Origin of the sequence: Kitasatospora sp. SUK 42, from assembly GCF_015776785.2 — a bacterium.
Lineage (GTDB): Bacteria > Actinomycetota > Actinomycetes > Streptomycetales > Streptomycetaceae > Kitasatospora.
On sequence record NZ_LFMD02000007.1, the window covers coordinates 266,011 to 281,548 of the forward strand.

At 74.5% G+C, this 15,538-nt stretch carries 6 protein-coding genes; 4 read left to right on the forward strand and 2 right to left on the reverse strand.

Annotated elements, in window-relative coordinates:
• Positions 1 to 4: 4 nt before the first annotated feature.
• The 4 genes from RZ50_RS22910 (at position 5) to RZ50_RS22930 (ending at position 5,563) form a co-directional block, all read left to right on the forward strand.
• Entirely contained in the window at positions 5 to 655 is a 651-nt protein-coding gene (locus tag RZ50_RS22910; RefSeq protein WP_308272086.1) for a winged helix-turn-helix transcriptional regulator, read from the forward strand.
• 188 nt (positions 656 to 843) lie between these two features.
• Positions 844 to 1,911 (forward strand): substrate-binding domain-containing protein, encoded by a 1,068-nt coding sequence (locus RZ50_RS22915; RefSeq protein WP_196947547.1) that lies wholly within the window; start codon positions 844 to 846, stop codon positions 1,909 to 1,911.
• Positions 1,912 to 2,163: 252 nt separating this feature from the next.
• Positions 2,164 to 3,519 (forward strand): ABC transporter substrate-binding protein, encoded by a 1,356-nt coding sequence (locus tag RZ50_RS22920; protein WP_196947548.1) that lies wholly within the window; start codon positions 2,164 to 2,166, stop codon positions 3,517 to 3,519.
• Positions 3,520 to 3,538: 19 nt separating this feature from the next.
• The gene (locus RZ50_RS22930) at positions 3,539 to 5,563 is read left to right on the forward strand and encodes a beta-galactosidase (protein ID WP_308272394.1); all 2,025 of its coding nucleotides are present in this window, start codon (positions 3,539 to 3,541) and stop codon (positions 5,561 to 5,563) included.
• Between the two features lie 70 nt (positions 5,564 to 5,633).
• On the opposite strand, the gene RZ50_RS22935 is transcribed toward RZ50_RS22930, so the two are convergent.
• Both RZ50_RS22935 and RZ50_RS22940 read right to left on the reverse strand, forming a co-directional pair.
• Positions 5,634 to 12,155: a type I polyketide synthase gene (locus tag RZ50_RS22935; RefSeq protein ID WP_374199992.1), complete on the reverse strand. Its 6,522-nt coding sequence runs from the start codon at positions 12,153 to 12,155 to the stop codon at positions 5,634 to 5,636.
• Positions 12,152 to 15,538, reverse strand: a 3,387-nt coding sequence (locus tag RZ50_RS22940; RefSeq protein ID WP_217680802.1) for a type I polyketide synthase, incomplete at its 5' end; no start/stop codon positions are given. The genes RZ50_RS22940 and RZ50_RS22935, both read right to left, overlap by 4 nt.

The window sequence follows — 15,538 nt, forward strand, 5'->3', positions numbered from 1 at the left end:
GGTCGTGGCAGGCAAACGCAGTTACGACGACGGATGCGGGGTCGCACACGCCCTGGAGATGGTCGGCGAGCGCTGGGCGCTGCTGATCGTCCGGGACCTGCTGCTCGGCCCGAAGCGCTTCACCGACCTTCAGGCCGGACTACCCGGAGCCGGGCCGAACGTGCTCACCCAGCGGCTGCGCGACCTGGAGCAGGCCGGGGTGGTGCGGCGCCGCACGCTGCCCCCGCCGGCCGGCTCCCGGGTGTACGAGCTCACCGAGTGGGGCGCCCAGCTGGAACCCGTCGTGGTGGCCCTCGGACTGTGGGGGTCGCGCTCCCCGGTGCTGCCCCGGGAGGGCGAGATGCGCGCCGACTCGCTGATGATCTCGATGCGCTGCGCCTTCGACCCCGCCGCCGAACCGGCCTGGTCGGCCAGCTACGAGATCCGGCTGGACCCGGACCGGTTCACCGCCCGGGTGGTCGACGGCCGACTGGTCACGCTCACCCGGGGCCAGCCCGCCGAGCCCGCCGACGTGGTGCTGGAGACCGCCCCGGCCACCCTGGACGCCCTGCTCAGCGGCCGCACGTCCGCCGACACCGCGCTCGCCGAGGGCTCGCTGCGACTCACCGGCGACACCGAGGCGGCCCGCCGGCTGCTGCGCGCGGCGCGCTCCTGACGGTACGCCGGACAGTCCCTGGCAGCCGGGCACCTCGGGCTGTTCGGTGGCGGCCTCCCTGCCTCCGCCGCAGGGTTGGCGGTCCCCCGCGACGGTTGATCGGCATTTGATCGATGGATAAGGTCCGATCGATCATCCGGGATGTCGACGATCCGGGATGTCGACCGGAACAGCGGAGGGGGGCGTCGATGGCGATCTCGGGCGAGGAGCGTCGAGAGCTGATCCTCAAGGCCGTCGGGGAGTCCGGCGGGACGGTGCGGCTGGCCGATCTCGCCCGGCGGCTGGCCATTCCGACCGTGACCGTGCGGCGCGACGTGGCCGCGCTGGCCGAGGCGGGGCTGGTCGGGCGCTCGCACGGGTTCGTGTCCTGCCGGCGCTCGCCCGAGGAGTCGGCGGGCGAGCCGGCGCGGCCCCGGGTGGTGGGGCTGCTGGTGCCGTCCGCCGGCTCGTACTTCGACGCGGTGATCGAGGGGGCGCGCTCGGCCGCCGACGCCCGGGGCGTACGGCTGGTCCTCGGGATCGCCCCGTACCAGACCCGCGACGACCGCGCGCAGGCGGAGCGGCTGCTGGAGTCGGGCGCCGACGGGCTGCTGCTGACGCCGAACCTGCTGCCGGGGCGGCCCGCCGAGGAGCACGCCTGGCTGGACTCGCTGCCGGTGCCCGCCGTGCTGGTCGAGCGCGGCGCACCCGAGGACGGGAGCCCCGGGAGCGGGCTTGACACCGTCAACTCCGACCACCGGCACGGCGTCTTCCTGGCGCTGCGCCACCTCGCCGCCCTCGGCCACCGGAAGGTGCTGCTCGCGGCCCGGAGCGACTCCTGGACGGCGCGCGAGGTACGGGCGGGCTACGGGCGCGCGGCGCGGCTGCTCGGCCTGGACGCCCTGCCCGTCCTCGACACCCTCGACGCCACGGGCCGCCCGGACGACCCCGAACTGCTCGCCGGGCGGATCGCCGAGGCGGCGGCCGACGGCGTCCGCGCGGTGCTGGTCCACAACGACCAGGACGCGATCCAGCTCCCGCCGCTGCTGCGCCCGCGCGGCCTCACCGTACCCGGGGACCTCGCCCTGATCGCGTACGACGACGTCTTCGCCGCCCTGGCGGACCCGCCGCTGACCGCCGTGGCCCCGCCCACCCGGGCCGTCGGCGAGACGGCCGTCGACCTGCTGCTGCGCCGGCTCACGGCCGGGCACTGCCTGCCGACGCACCGGATCACCCTGCTGCCCGCCCTGTGCGTGCGCACCTCCTGCGGCGGCTGACCGCCTCGGGGAAGCTCAGGAGCGACGGTCCGTCAGCTCGCCCTCCGTCGTTCGGGGCTCGGGGCCCGGCGCGGGGGAATCCGGAAGGCCGTCGATCGTTCGTCAAGGTTCGGCGATCGAATCCGATCATCCGATAGCGATCTCTTGACGCCGATCGAACCGCTACCCAAGATGGCCTCCGCTTGCCCTCCCGCTCGCGGCCACCGGCGGCTCCCCGCGCCCCGGCCGCGCCTCAGCCTCCCGGAGTCGTGCATGGTCCCCACCTCGTCCTCCCGGCCGTCCGCGTTACGCCGCCCGCTCGCCCGCCGCAGGGCGCTCGCCGCGGCCGCCGGTCTCCTGTGCACCACCCTGCTCGCCGCCTGCGGCGGCAGCAGCGGCGGATCCGGCGGGGACGCCCGGTCCGGGCAGCCCGTCACCCTGACCTTCTGGGGCTGGGCCAAGGGCACCAAGGACGTCGTCGCCGCCTTCAACGCCTCCCACCCGGACATCAAGGTGGACTACCAGGAGATACCCTCCGGCGTGGCCGGTGGCTACGCCAAGATCTCCAACGCCGTGAAGGCCGGCAACGCCCCCGACGTCTTCAACGTCGAGTACCCCCAACTGCCGGACTTCGTCAGCCAGGGCGCCGTCCAGGACATCACCTCGCTCGTCCCCGACGGCCTCAGGGCGAAGTACCTGCCGCAGGCCGCCGAGCTGACCACCCTCGGCGGCCGCGAGTGGGCACTGCCGCTGGACGCGGCACCGCAGGCCTTCTACTACCGCAAGGACCTCTTCGCCCAGGCCGGCATCACCCCGCCGAAGACGTGGCCGGAGTTCCGCGCCGCCGCCGAGAAGCTCAAGCAGGCGAACCCGGACACCCGGATCGCCACCTTCTTCCCCGACGACCCCTCAACCTTCGAGGCGATGGCCTGGCAGGCCGGCGCCCACTGGTTCACCGGCGTCGACGACACCTGGAACGTCGACCTCGACGGCACCGGCACCAAGCAGGCCGCCGACTACTGGCAGCAGCTGATCGCCGACGACCTGGTCCGCGTCCAGCCGTCCTTCTCCCAGCAGTGGACCGCCTCGTTGCAGAAGGGCGAGACCGCCGGCTACCTCGGCGCCTCCTGGGGCGGCGGCGTGCTGGAGGGCACCGTGCCGGACGAGTCCGGGAAGTGGGCCGTCGCCCCGGTGCCCAGCTGGGACGGCAGCCCGGCCAGCGGCATGCTCGGCGGCACCACCTTCGCCGTCTCCAAGGGCAGTGGGAAGGCCCGCGCCGCCGTCGAGTTCGCCACCTGGGCCACCACCACGCCCGAGGGCATCCGGGCCCGGATCGCCTCCGGCACCTCCTCCGCCTACCCGGCCGCGCCCGAGCTCGTCCCCGTCGCCCAGCAGGCGTTCAAGGCCGACTTCTACGGCGGCCAGGACGTGTACGCGCTCTACCTCGACGCCGCCAGGTCCATCCGGCCGAACTGGCAGTGGGGGCCCGCCATGGGCGCCACCAACACCTCGCTCAAGGACGCGTTCGGCAGGCTCCCCCAGGGCGGCGGCATCCCGGCGGCGCTCGACGGCGCCCAGCAGGCCACCCTCGCCGAGCTGAAGAACCGCGGTCTCAAGGTCAAGGGGTGACCATCCGCCGCGGCGGTGGATCGGACGGTGTGGCGCCCGCGCCGTCGGCGGCCGACTCGCCTGCGGCGCGGGAACCGACCACCCGTACGCCCCTGCCCGTACCCTCGGCGAGGTGGCCCGTGCCCACGAGGAACAGCTCGCCCCGGTCGAGGACGGCGGCGCACAGCCCGTCCTGGTGAGAAGCCGTGCGTTCGGCACCCTGCTCGTCCGCCACCGATGGCGCCCCTCCCACCGAAAGCTGGTAGCCCCCCGCATGATCACCTACGACCACTCCGGGTTCCTCCGCAACGGCGAGCCGCACCGCATCGTCTCCGGGGCGGTGCACTACTTCCGCATCCACCCCGGGCTGTGGGAGGACCGGCTGCGGCGGGTGCGGGCGCTGGGGGTCAACACGGTGGACACCTACGTGCCGTGGAACTTCCACGAACTCCCGGACGGCGAGGTGGACTTCACCGGCTGGCGGGACGTGGGCCGGTTCGTGCGACTGGCCGGGGACCTGGGGCTGGACGTGATCCTGCGCCCGGGCCCGTACATCTGCGCCGAATGGGAGTTCGGCGGGCTGCCGGCCCGGCTGCTGGCGGTGGACGGGCTGCGGCTGCGGTGCGCGGACCCGGCGTACCTGGCCGAGGTGGACGGCTGGTTCGACGCCCTGGCGCCCGAGCTGCTGCCGCTGCTGGCCGGCCGGGGCGGCCCGGTGGTGGCGGTGCAGGTGGAGAACGAGTACGGCAGCTACGGCGACGACGCCGCCTACCTGCGCCACCTGCGCGACGGCCTGGTGCGGCGAGGTGTGGACTGCCCGCTGTTCACGGCCGACGGTGCCCAGGACACCATGCAGCAGGGCGGCTCGATCCCCGGGCACCTCTCCACCGCCACCTTCGGTTCCCGAGCACCCGAGCGCTTCGCGGTCCTGCGCCGCCACCAGGGCGAAGGCCCGCTCGCGGCCATGGAGTTCTGGATCGGCTGGTTCGACCAGTGGGGCCGCCCGCACCACGTCCGGGACGCCAGGGAGACCGCCGCCTCGCTCGACGAACTGCTCGCCACCGGCGCCTCCGTCAACCTCTACATGGCGCACGGCGGCACCAACTTCGGCTTCTGGGCCGGGGCCAACCACTCCGGCGCCCACCCCTACGACAGCGGGTACGAACCCACCGTCACCAGCTACGACTACGACGCCCCGATCGGCGAGGCCGGCGAACTGACCGAGAAGTTCCACGCCCTGCGCGAGGTGATCGGCCGCTACGTGCCCCTGCCCGGCGACGAACTCCCCGCCGAGCCCGCGCGGTTGGCGCCGCAACGACTGGAGCGCGCCGAGGGTCGGGCGGCCCTGCTCTCCAACCTCGACGCACTGTCACAGCCCGTGCGGCGGGCGGCGCCGCTGCCCATGGAGCGGCTGGGGCAGGACCGCGGCCTGATCCACTACCACACCCACGTACCCGGACCGCGCCCCGAACTCCCGCTGTGCATCGACGGGTTGGCCGACCGCGCGCACGTGTTCGCCGACGGCCGCCCGCTGGGCACCCTCGACCGCAACTCCCCCGGCGCCACCCTGCCGCTGGCCACCGGGGAGGGCGGGGTGCGGCTGGACATCCTGGTCGAGGCCCTCGGCCGGGTGAACTACGGCCCCCGGATGGACGACCGCAAGGGCATCACCCGCGGCGTCGCGCACGGCCATCAGCTGCTCTTCGACTGGCGGATCCGCCCGCTGCCGCTCGCCGACCTGTCCGCCCTGCGCTTCGACGGCGACGCCACACCCGTCGACGGGGAACCGGTCTTCCACCGCTTCACCGCCCGACTGGACGCCCCCGCCGACGGGTTCGTGGCCCTGCCCGACTGGGGCCGCGGCCTGCTCTGGCTCAACGGCTTCCTCCTCGGCCGCTACACCGCCGCCGGCCCCCAGCGCACCCTCTACGCCCCCGCCCCGCTGTGGCGGGCGGGCGCCAACGAGCTCGTCGTCCTCGAACTCGACCACCACGGCGAGTCCTTGGACCTGTGCGACCGGCCCGACCTCGGCCCGACCGCCCAGGCCCCGAGCAGCGACTACTGACCCCCGGCCCCGACACGCCCGTGGGCCCGGCCGGTTTCGGAAACCGGCCGGGCCCACGGCCTTCCTGCGGTCAGTGCTCGGCGGGGGCCTCCGGGAAGTACCCGGCCTCGACGAAGAAGTCGACGTAGGTGGCGAAGAGCCGCTTCGTCAGGGGCGGGCAGTCCACCCCGGTGCCGGCCAGTGCCGCCTCGGTGCCGGCGGTGTCGATCGGCGGGTAGAAGGCGGCGGTGTCGGAGGTCATCATCTCGAAGGCGTCCAGCAGCGGGATCATCGCGTTGTCCCGGTCGGACGTGACCCGCTCCAGCCATTCCTCCCGGGGCAGTTCGGCCAGCGGGTAGCCGGACGACCGCAGGTGGTCGACGAGTTCGCCGAGGCTCACCTCGCTCTGGTTGTACAGGTGGAAGGTCCGCCCGGCGCTCCCCTCCTGCCCGGCGAGCGTGACGATCGCCGAGCTGACGTAGTCGACCGGCAGCAGGTGGAAGCTGCCCGTGGTGTCCGCGGGCACCGCACCGGCCTGGAGCAGCCCCTTGAGGCTCAGCCAGACGAAGTCACGCGACTGGCAGGCACCGTTGACCTGGTCGCCGGAGATCACGTCCACCCGGTAGACCGAGACCGGCAGGCCCCGCTCCCGGGCCAGCTCGATGGTCTGCTCGGCCACCCACTTGCTGCGCAGGTAACCGCTGGGCAGCGCCGCCGCCGGGCCGGTCGGGTCGTCGGTGCGCAGCGGCACCCCCTCGACGACCGAGCCGGCGAAGACGCCGACGGTCGACACGTAGTGCACGGGGACGGTGCGGTGCCGGGCCGCCAGCCGCAGCACCTCCTCGGTGCCGCCCACGTTGGCCGCCTTGAGCGAGCCGTACGGGCGCAGCCAGTGGACGGTGGCACCCGCGTGGTAGACCACGTCGACGTCGCGGGCGAGCCCGTCGAACTGCTCCTCCGTCAGCCCGAGCCTCGGCTGCGCGAGGTCGCCGACCAGGACCTCGACGCGCTCCGGGTCGACCTCATCCCAGACCTGGTACCACTCCAGGTTGGCCCGCAGCCGGGCCGCCGCCTCCTCGCGGTCCGCGCCGCGCACCAGGCAGTGGACCCTCGCCTTGGTGTCCCGCAGGAGGTCGCGCAGCAGGAACGCCCCGAGGAAGCCGCTCGCCCCGGTGAGCAGGACCTCCTGCGGGTCGTCGACCGTCCGGATCACCTCGCCGGCCGGGCGGATGTCGTCGGCGAGCCGGACCTCGGCCGCGTAGTCCACCTCCTGCCGGGCGGTGGCGCCGTCCTCGGAGAGCGTGGCCAGCAGTTCGGTGCGGAGGTAGGCGGCGAGGGTGTGCGGAGTGGGGTGGTCGAAGACCAGGGTGGCGGGCAGCCGGATCCCGGTCAGGGCGGACAGCCGGTTGCGCAGCTCGACGGAGGTCAGCGAGTCGAAGCCGAGCCCGGCAAAGGGCTGCTCGGTGTCGAGGCCGCCCGGATCGGCGTGGCCGAGCACGGCGGCCATCTCGGCCAGCAGCAGCTCCAGCACGTGGCGGTGCTGCTCCTCCTCGCCGAGCCCGGCCAGCTGCTCGGCGGGCGGCACGGTGGTGACGGCGGAGTTGCGTGCCGCGCCCCGGACGGGCGTTCCGGCCAGCCCGCTGAACAGGGGTGCGACCTGGCCGGGTTGGGTGCGCAGGGCGGCGATGTCCAGCGGCGTGGCCACCAGGGCGGGCCGGTCCAGCCCGATCGCGAGGTCGAGCAGGGCCGGGCCGTCGGCCTCGGTGACCGGGCGGAAGCCGCTGCGGGCGATCCGGGCGAGGTCGGTCTCGTCCAGGTGGCCGCCCATGCCGCCGGCCTGGTCCCACAGGCCCCAGGCGACGGCGGTGGCCGGCAGCCCGAGCGCGGACCGCTCCTGCGCCAGGCCGTCCAGGAAGGCGTTGGCGGCCGCGTAGCTGGACTGCCCGGGGCCGCCGATCACCCCGGCGACGGAGGAGAACAGGACGAAGGCGTCGAGATCCTGATGCTTCGTCAGCTCGTGCAGGTGCCACGCAGCGTCGGCCTTGGGCCGCAGCACGGCGTCCAGCCGCTCGGGCGTCTGGGCGGCCACCAGGCCGTCGTCCGACACACCCGCCAGGTGCACGACGGCGGTGAGCGGGTGCTCGGCGGGGACGGCCGCCAGCAGCGCGGCCAGCGCCTCGCGGTCCGCGACGTCGCAGGCCGCGATCGTCACCCGCGCGCCCAGGGCGGCGAGTTCGGCTTCCAGTTCGGCGGCTCCGGCCGCCTGCGGGCCACGACGGCTGGTGAGCAGCAGGTGCCCGACGCCGTGCTCGGCCACCAGGTGCCGGGCGAACAGCGCGCCCAGCGCACCCGTGCCACCCGTGATCAGCACGGTGCCCTCGGGGGACCAGCGGCCGGTCGGCTCGCCGCCCTCGCCGGCCGCCGGGGTGCGGGCCAGCCTCGGCACGAACGCCCGGCCCCGGCGGAGCGCGAGCTGCGGCTCGCCGGAGGTGACAACCGGGGTGAGCGCGGCGCCGGGGAGCGCGAGGTCGTCGACGTCGACCAGGACGATCCGCCCCGGCGCCTCCGACTGGGCCGACCGCAGCAGGCCCCAGACGGCCGCGGACCGCAGGTCCGTCCCGTCCTTGGGCGAGGTGCTCACACCGCCCCGGGTGACCAGCACCAGCCTGGTGTCGGCGAGGCGGTCGTCGGCGAGCCACTGCTGCGCCAGGGCCAGCGCCCGGTGCGTGGCCTCGTGCACCTCCTCGACCGTACCGGCGGGGCCTGCCTCGTCCTGCCGGACCAGCACGGCGTCCAGGCGGCGGCCCGACGCGACCGCGCGGGCGACGTCGGCCACCGTGTGGAACGCCGGGCCGTCCGCCGCCGACCCATCCGCCGCCGGGCCGCCCAACTCGGCCCAGTCGAGCGGGCTGTCGGGCTCCGGGAGGAGGATCGGCCGCCAGCCGACGTGGAAGAGCGAGTCCTGGCGGCGCGCGGCCGAGTCGGCCACCTGGGAGGCGGCGACCGGGCGGAGGGCGAGCCGGCTGATCGCGGCGACCGGGCGGCCGCTCGCGTCGGCCAGGTGCACGGACAGGGTGTCGGCGGTGTCCTGCGCGTCGTCCCGCGTGCCGTCCTGGGCCACGTGGACGCGCAGCGCGGTGGCGCCGGACGCGTACGGCCGGACCCCTGCCCACTCGTCGGCCACCCGGACCGTCCCGGGGGCGTCGGCGAGGCGGGCGACCTGCACGGCCGCCTCCAGCAGCGCCGGGTGGAGGGTGAAGGACTCCGCGTCCGCCTCCTCCCGCTCGGCCAGGCGGACTTCGGCGTAGAGGTCGGAGTCCAGCCTCCAGGCCGCCGTCAGGCCCTGGAACGCGGGGCCGTACTCCGGGCCGCCAACCGCCGAGTCGGTGTACGACCGCGCGAGGTCCAGCGGGGTGGCGCCGGCGGGCGGCCACTCACCGGGCTCGGGCAGCGCCTCGGGCGAGCGGAAGCTCAGCTGCCCGTCGGCGTGCAGCGTCCAGGAGGCGTCCGCGCCTTCGGGGCGGGCGTGGACGGTCAGGGCGCGGTAGCCGCCGTCGTCGGGCGGGCCGACCTTCACCTGCACCTGGACACCGCCGCGCTCGGGCACGACCAGCGGCTCGCGGAGGAGCAGTTCCTCGACGGCCGTGCAGCCCAGTTCGTCACCGGCACGGACGGCCAGCTCGACGAACGCCGAGGCCGGCACCACGACCGCGCCGTGCACGGTGTGGTCGGCCAGCCACGGATGCGTCCGCAGCGACCAGCGGCCGGTGAACAACGCCTCGTCCGCACCGGCCAGTTCGACCGCCGCGCCCAGCAGCGGGTGGTCGGCCGGGGTCAGTCCGAGGTCCGTGCTGTCGGCGGGCACGGCCAGCGCTTCGAGCCAGTAGCGCTCGTGTTGGAAGGCGTAGGTCGGCAGGTCGGTGCGCCGGGCGCCGGAACCGGCGAAGAACGCCGGCCAGTCGACCGCGACACCGTGCGCGTGCAACCGGCCCAGCGCCTCGACCAGGCTGTGCGCCTCCGGCCGGTCACGGCGCACCGCTGCCACCAGGGTGTGGTCACCGGTCTCCAGGGCGCCCTGGGCGAGCGCGGTCAGCACCCCGTCCGGGCCCAGCTCCAGGAAGGCCGTGACACCCTCCCCGGCCAAGGTCCGTACGGCGTCGGCGAAGCGGACGGCGCCGCGTACCTGCTCGGCCCAGTAGCGGCCCGAGCGCAGTTCCTCGCCCGAGGCGAGCCGGCCGGTCACCGTGGACACCACCGGAATGGTCGGCTCGCCGTACTCAAGCCCGTCCGCGAGAGCGCGGAACTCGGCCAGCATGCCGTCCATCAGCGGCGAGTGGAACGCGTGGCTGACCGTGAGCCGGGTGGTCTTGTGACCGTCGGCCTCCAACTTCGCAGCGACCGCCAGGACTTCGTCCTCGACGCCCGAGATCACCACCGAGCGCGGGCCGTTCACCGCCGCGATGCCCACCACGGACTCGCGCCCGGCCAGCAGCGGCAGCACCGCCTCCTCGGGCGCCCGAACCGACACCATCGCCCCGCCCGACGGCAAGGCCTGCATCAACCGCGCCCTCGCGGCCACCAGCCGCGCCGCGTCCGCGAGCGACAACACACCCGCCACATGCGCGGCCGCCAGCTCACCGATCGAATGCCCGACCAGCACGTCCGGCCGCACACCCCAGGACTCGAACAACCGGAACAGCGCCACCTCGACGGCGAACAGCGCGGGCTGGGTGAAGCCCGTGTCGTCCAGCCCGTCGCCAGAGGCGATCACCCCGGCCAACGGCCGCTCCAGCAGCGGGTCCAGCTCCGCGCACACCTCGTCGAAGGCCGCCCGGAACACCGGGAACGCCTCGGACAACTCCCGACCCATGCCGACTCGTTGCGCACCCTGCCCGGTGAACAGGAACGCCGTACGACCCCCGGCGCTCACACGAACCGGGACCACCGAACCCAGCTGCGCCAGCAGCGCCTCCCGATCGCCACCGACCACCGCCGCCCGGTACTCCAGCCCCGAACGGCCCGTCGCGAGTGAGAACGCCACGTCGGCGACGGGCAGGTCCGCCCGCTCCCCCACGAAGGCCGCCAGCCGCTCCACCTGCGCCGTCAGCGCCTCCGGCGTACGCGCCGACACCACCCACGGCACCACCGGCAGCGCGGCCACCGGCTCAGCGGGGGCCTCCTCCACCACCGGCGCCTGCTCAAGGATCACGTGCGCGTTCGTCCCGCTGACGCCGAACGACGAGACGCCCGCCCGGCGCGGCGCGCCCGTCTCCGGCCACGACCGGGCCTCCGTCAGCAACTGGACGTCACCCGACGCCCAGTCCACGAACGGGGTGGGCTCGTCCACGTGCAGCGTCTTCGGCATGATGCCGTGCCGTATCGACTGGACCATCTTGATCACGCCGCCCACACCGGCGGCGGCGACGGAGTGGCCGATGTTGGACTTGAAGGAGCCCAGCCAGAGCGGTCGGCCCTCCGGTCGGCCCTGGCCGTAGGTGGCCAGCAGGGCCTGCGCCTCGATCGGGTCGCCCAGCCGGGTGCCCGTCCCGTGCGCCTCCACGAGGTCCACCTCGCCGGCGGTCAGCCGGGCACTGGCCAGCGCCTGCCGGATCACCCGCTCCTGAGAGGGCCCGTTCGGCGCCGTCAGACCGTTCGACGCGCCGTCCTGGTTCACCGCCGAACCCCGGACGACCGCGAGCACCTGGTGCCCGTTGCGCCGCGCGTCCGACAGCCGCTCCACCAGCAGCAGCCCGACACCCTCCGACCAGCCGGTGCCGTCCGCCGCCGCGGCGAAGGACTTGCAGCGGCCGTTGGCGGCCAGTCCGCGCTGCCGGGCGAAGTCGACGAACCCGCCGGGGGCACCGTTCACCGTCGAGCCGCCGGCCAGCGCCAGGGTCGACTCGCCCTCGCGCAGCGACTGGATGGCGAGGTGCAGCGCCACCAGCGAGGAGGAGCAGGCGGTGTCGACCGTGACGGCCGGGCCCTCGAAGCCGAAGAAGTAGGAGATCCGGCCGGACGCCACACTGGTGAGCCGGCCGGTGGTGAGGTAGCCCTCCAGCTCCTCGGGGCCGTCCAGGGGCAGGTACGTCTGGCCGCCGACCCCGGCGAAGACGCCGGTCCTGCTGCCCTTCAGCCCGGCCGGGTCGATCCCCGCCCGTTCGAACAGCTCCCAGGCGGTCTCCAGCAGGACCCGCTGCTGCGGGTCCATCGAGAGCGCCTCACGCGGCGAGATCCCGAAGAAGCCCGGGTCGAACAGCGCGGCACCGTCGAGGAAGCCGCCCTCGCGGGTGTACGAGGTGCCCGACTTCTCCGGGTCCGGGTCGTACAGCCGCTCGACGTCCCAGCCGCGGTCGGCCGGGAACTCGGTGATGCCGTCCCGGCCGTCCAGGACCAGCTGCCACAGGTCCTCGGGCGAGCGCACCCCGCCCGGGTAGCGGCAGGCCATCCCGACGATCGCGATCGGCTCGTCCGCCGCCGACTCCAGCTCGGTGATCTTCTGCCGGGCCTTCTGCAGATCGGCCGTGACCCACTTCAGGTACTCGACCAGCTTCTCTTCGTTGGACATGGAAAGCTCCTCTCCCCCTTCTGCGAGGAAGTCGTCGAAACCTGTCAGTCGGCCGAGCGGCCGAGCTCGTTGTCGATGAAGGCGAAGATCTCCCCGACCGACGCCGACTCGATCCTGTCCGCCAGGTCGGGGCCGTCGGAGGTGCCGGCGGTCTCGTTCAGCCGCGACAGCAGCGTCTGCAGCCGGACGGTGATGGCGGCACGGTCCTGGTCGTCGGCCAGGCCGGCGGCGAGCGCCGCCTCCAGCCGCTCCAGTTCGCCGACGGCCGACGGCGCGCCGCTCTCGGCGGCCGCCCGGGCGAGCAGACGATCGGCGAGCGACTGCGGCGTCGGGTGGTCGAAGACCACCGTGGCGGGCAGTCGCAGCCCGGTCGCGACACCGATCCGGTTACGCAGGTCGACGGCGGTCAGCGAGTCGAAGCCCAGCTCCTGGAACGGCTTCTCCAGGTCGACGGTGGCCGGATCCGGGTGGCCGAGCACGCCCGCCACCTCGGCCCTGACCAGCTCGACCACCAGCTTGCGCTGCTCCGCCTCGGGCAGTCCGGCCAGGCGCCCGGTCAGCGACTCGGCCGCGACGGCGTGCGCCCGGGCGGTCCGGCGGGCCGGGGTCCGCCGCGGGCCGGACGGCCGGACGGCCTCGGCCGGGGCGGGCTCGCCGGACCGCGCGGCGGTGAACTCCTCCTCGCCCACCTCCTGGAAGACCAGGGCGTCCACGGTGGCCACCAGATCGCCGGCGGCGTCGGTGAGGCGGAGCGCGGCGCGGCGCTCGTCCAGCATGGCCAGGTGGACCCGGGCCGTCACCGCTCCCGCCGCGTGCAGCCGCACCCCGCGCCACTCGGCGGGCACCGGGATGACACCGGGCTCCGACGGGTAGACGGGGAGGTTCGGGATCACCTCGCCGAGCAGGACCGGGTGCAGCCCGTAGCGGGCGGCCTCCGGCGCCAGCTCCTCGGGCAGGCCCACCTCGAAGGAGTCGCCGCCGTCCGCCGAGGTCCAGCTCTCCGGCTCGGCGGCCTCCTCGGTGCCGAGCTGTCCGTCGGCGTGCAGGGTCCAGGGCGCGTCCGCGCCCTCGGGGCGGGCGTGGACGGTCAGGGCGCGGTAGCCGCCGTCGTCGGCCGGGCCGACCTTCACCTGCACCTGGACACCGCCGCGCTCGGGCACGATCAGCGGCGCATGGACGAACAGCTCCTCAACGGTGGTGCAGCCGAGTTCGTCACCTGCTCGGACGGCCAGCTCGACGAACGCCGAGGCCGGCACCACGACCGCGCCGTGCACGGTGTGGTCGGCCAGCCACGGATGCGTCCGCAGCGACCAGCGGCCGGTGAACAACGCCTCGTCCGCACCGGCCAGTTCGACCGCCGCGCCCAGCAGCGGGTGGTCGGCCGGGGTCAGTCCGAGGTCCGTGCTGTCGGTGGGCGCGGACGTGCCTTCGAGCCAGTAGCGCTCGTGCTGGAAGGCGTAGGTCGGCAGGTCGGTGCGACGGGCGCCGGAACCGGCGAAGAACGCCGGCCAGTCGACCGGAACACCGTGCGCGTGCAGCCGGCCCAGGGCCTCGACCAGGCTGTGCGCCTCCGGCCGGTCACGGCGGACGGCGGCGAGCAGGGCGTGCTCGCCCGTGGAGTCGAGGGTGTCCTGGGCGAGCGCGGTGAGCACCCCGTCCGGGCCCAGCTCCAGGAAGGCCGTGACACCCTCCCCGGCCAAAGTCCGTACGGCGTCGGCGAAGCGGACCGCCTCGCGGATGTGCTGCGCCCAGTAGTCCGGCGAGCACAGCTGCTCGGTGGTGGCCAGTTCACCGGTGACGTCCGACACCACCGGAATCCTCGGAGCGTGGAAGGTGAGCCTGGCCGCCTCCGCACGGAACTCGTCCAACATCCCGTCCATCAGCGGCGAGTGGAAGGCGTGGCTCACCGTGAGGCGCGTCGCCTTGTGACCGGCCGCCTCCAACCTGGCCGCCACGGCCAGGACTTCGTCCTCGACGCCCGAGATCACCACCGAGCGCGGGCCGTTCACGGCCGCGATGCCGACCGTGGTCTCGCGCCCGGCCAGCAGCGGCAGCACCGCCTCCTCCGGCGCCCGCACGGCCACCATCGCCCCGCCGGACGGCAAGGCCTGCATCAACCGCGCCCTCGCGGCCACCAGCCTCGCCGCGTCAGGCAGCGAGAGCACACCCGCCACGTGCGCGGCCGCCAGTTCGCCGACCGAGTGTCCGGCCAGGACGTCGGGCCGCACGCCCCAGGACTCGACCAGCCGGAACAGCGCCACCTCGACGGCGAACAGCGCGGGCTGGGTGAAGCCCGTGTCGTCCAGCCCGTCGCCAGAGGCGATCACCCCGGCCAACGGCCGCTCCAGCAGCGGGTCCAGCTGCTCACACACCTCGTCGAAGGCCGCCCGGAACACCGGGAACGCCTCGGACAACTCCCGGCCCATACCGACTCGTTGCGCACCCTGCCCGGTGAACAGGAACGCCGTACGACCCCCGGCTCCGGTCACCCGGGCCGGCACCGCCGAGCCCAGCTGCGCCAGCAGCGCCTCCCGGTCGCCACCGGCCGCCGAGATCCGGTACTCCAGCGCCGAGCGGCCCGTCGCGAGTGAGAAGGCCACGTCGGCGACGGGCAGGTCCGCCCGCTCGGCCGTGAACGACGCCAGCCGCTCCACCTGCGCCGACAGCGCCTCCGGAGAGCGCGCCGACAGCACCCAGGGCACCACCGGCAGCGCGGCCACCGGCTCAGCGGGGGCCTCCTCCGCCACCGGCGCCTGCTCAAGGATCACGTGCGCGTTCGTCCCGCTGATGCCGAAGGAGGACACCCCCGCTCGGCGCGGGCGGTCCGTGGACTCCCAGGCCCGGTTCTCGGTGAGCAGTTCCACCGCACCGACCGACCAGTCGACGTGCGAGGTGGGCGAGTCGATGTGGAGCGACTTCGGCAGCACCTCGTGCCGCATCGCCTCGATCATCTTGATCACACTGCCGACACCCGCCGCCGCCTGGGTGTGGCCGAGGTTGGACTTCAGCGAACCGAGCCAGAGCGGCCGACCTTCCGGCCGGTCCTGACCGTACGTCGCCAGCAGGGCCTGGGCCTCGATCGGGTCGCCGAGTCGCGTCCCGGTCCCATGCGCCTCCACCACGTCCACCTCGGCGGCCGTCAGCCGGGCACTGGCCAGCGCCTGCCGGATGACGCGCTCCTGGGACGGGCCGTTCGGCGCGGTCAGACCGTTCGACGCGCCGTCCTGGTTCACCGCCGAACCCCGGATCACGGCCAGCACCTGGTGCCCGTTGCGCCACGCGTCGGACAGCCGCTCCACCAGAAGCAGCCCGACACCCTCCGACCAGCCGGTGCCGTCCGCGCCGTCGGCGAACGGCTTGCACCGGCCGTCGGCGGCCAGACCGCGCTGGCGGGAGAACTCCACGAAGGTCAGCGGGGTGGACATCACCGT

What these genes read in the sequence shown, in the direction of transcription:
- RZ50_RS22915 (WP_196947547.1), top strand. Translation starts at nt 844, where the DNA reads ATGGCGATCTCGGGCGAGGAGCGTCGAGAGCTGATCCTCAAGGCCGTC.
- RZ50_RS22920 (WP_196947548.1), top strand. Translation starts at nt 2,164, where the DNA reads ATGGTCCCCACCTCGTCCTCCCGGCCGTCCGCGTTACGCCGCCCGCTC.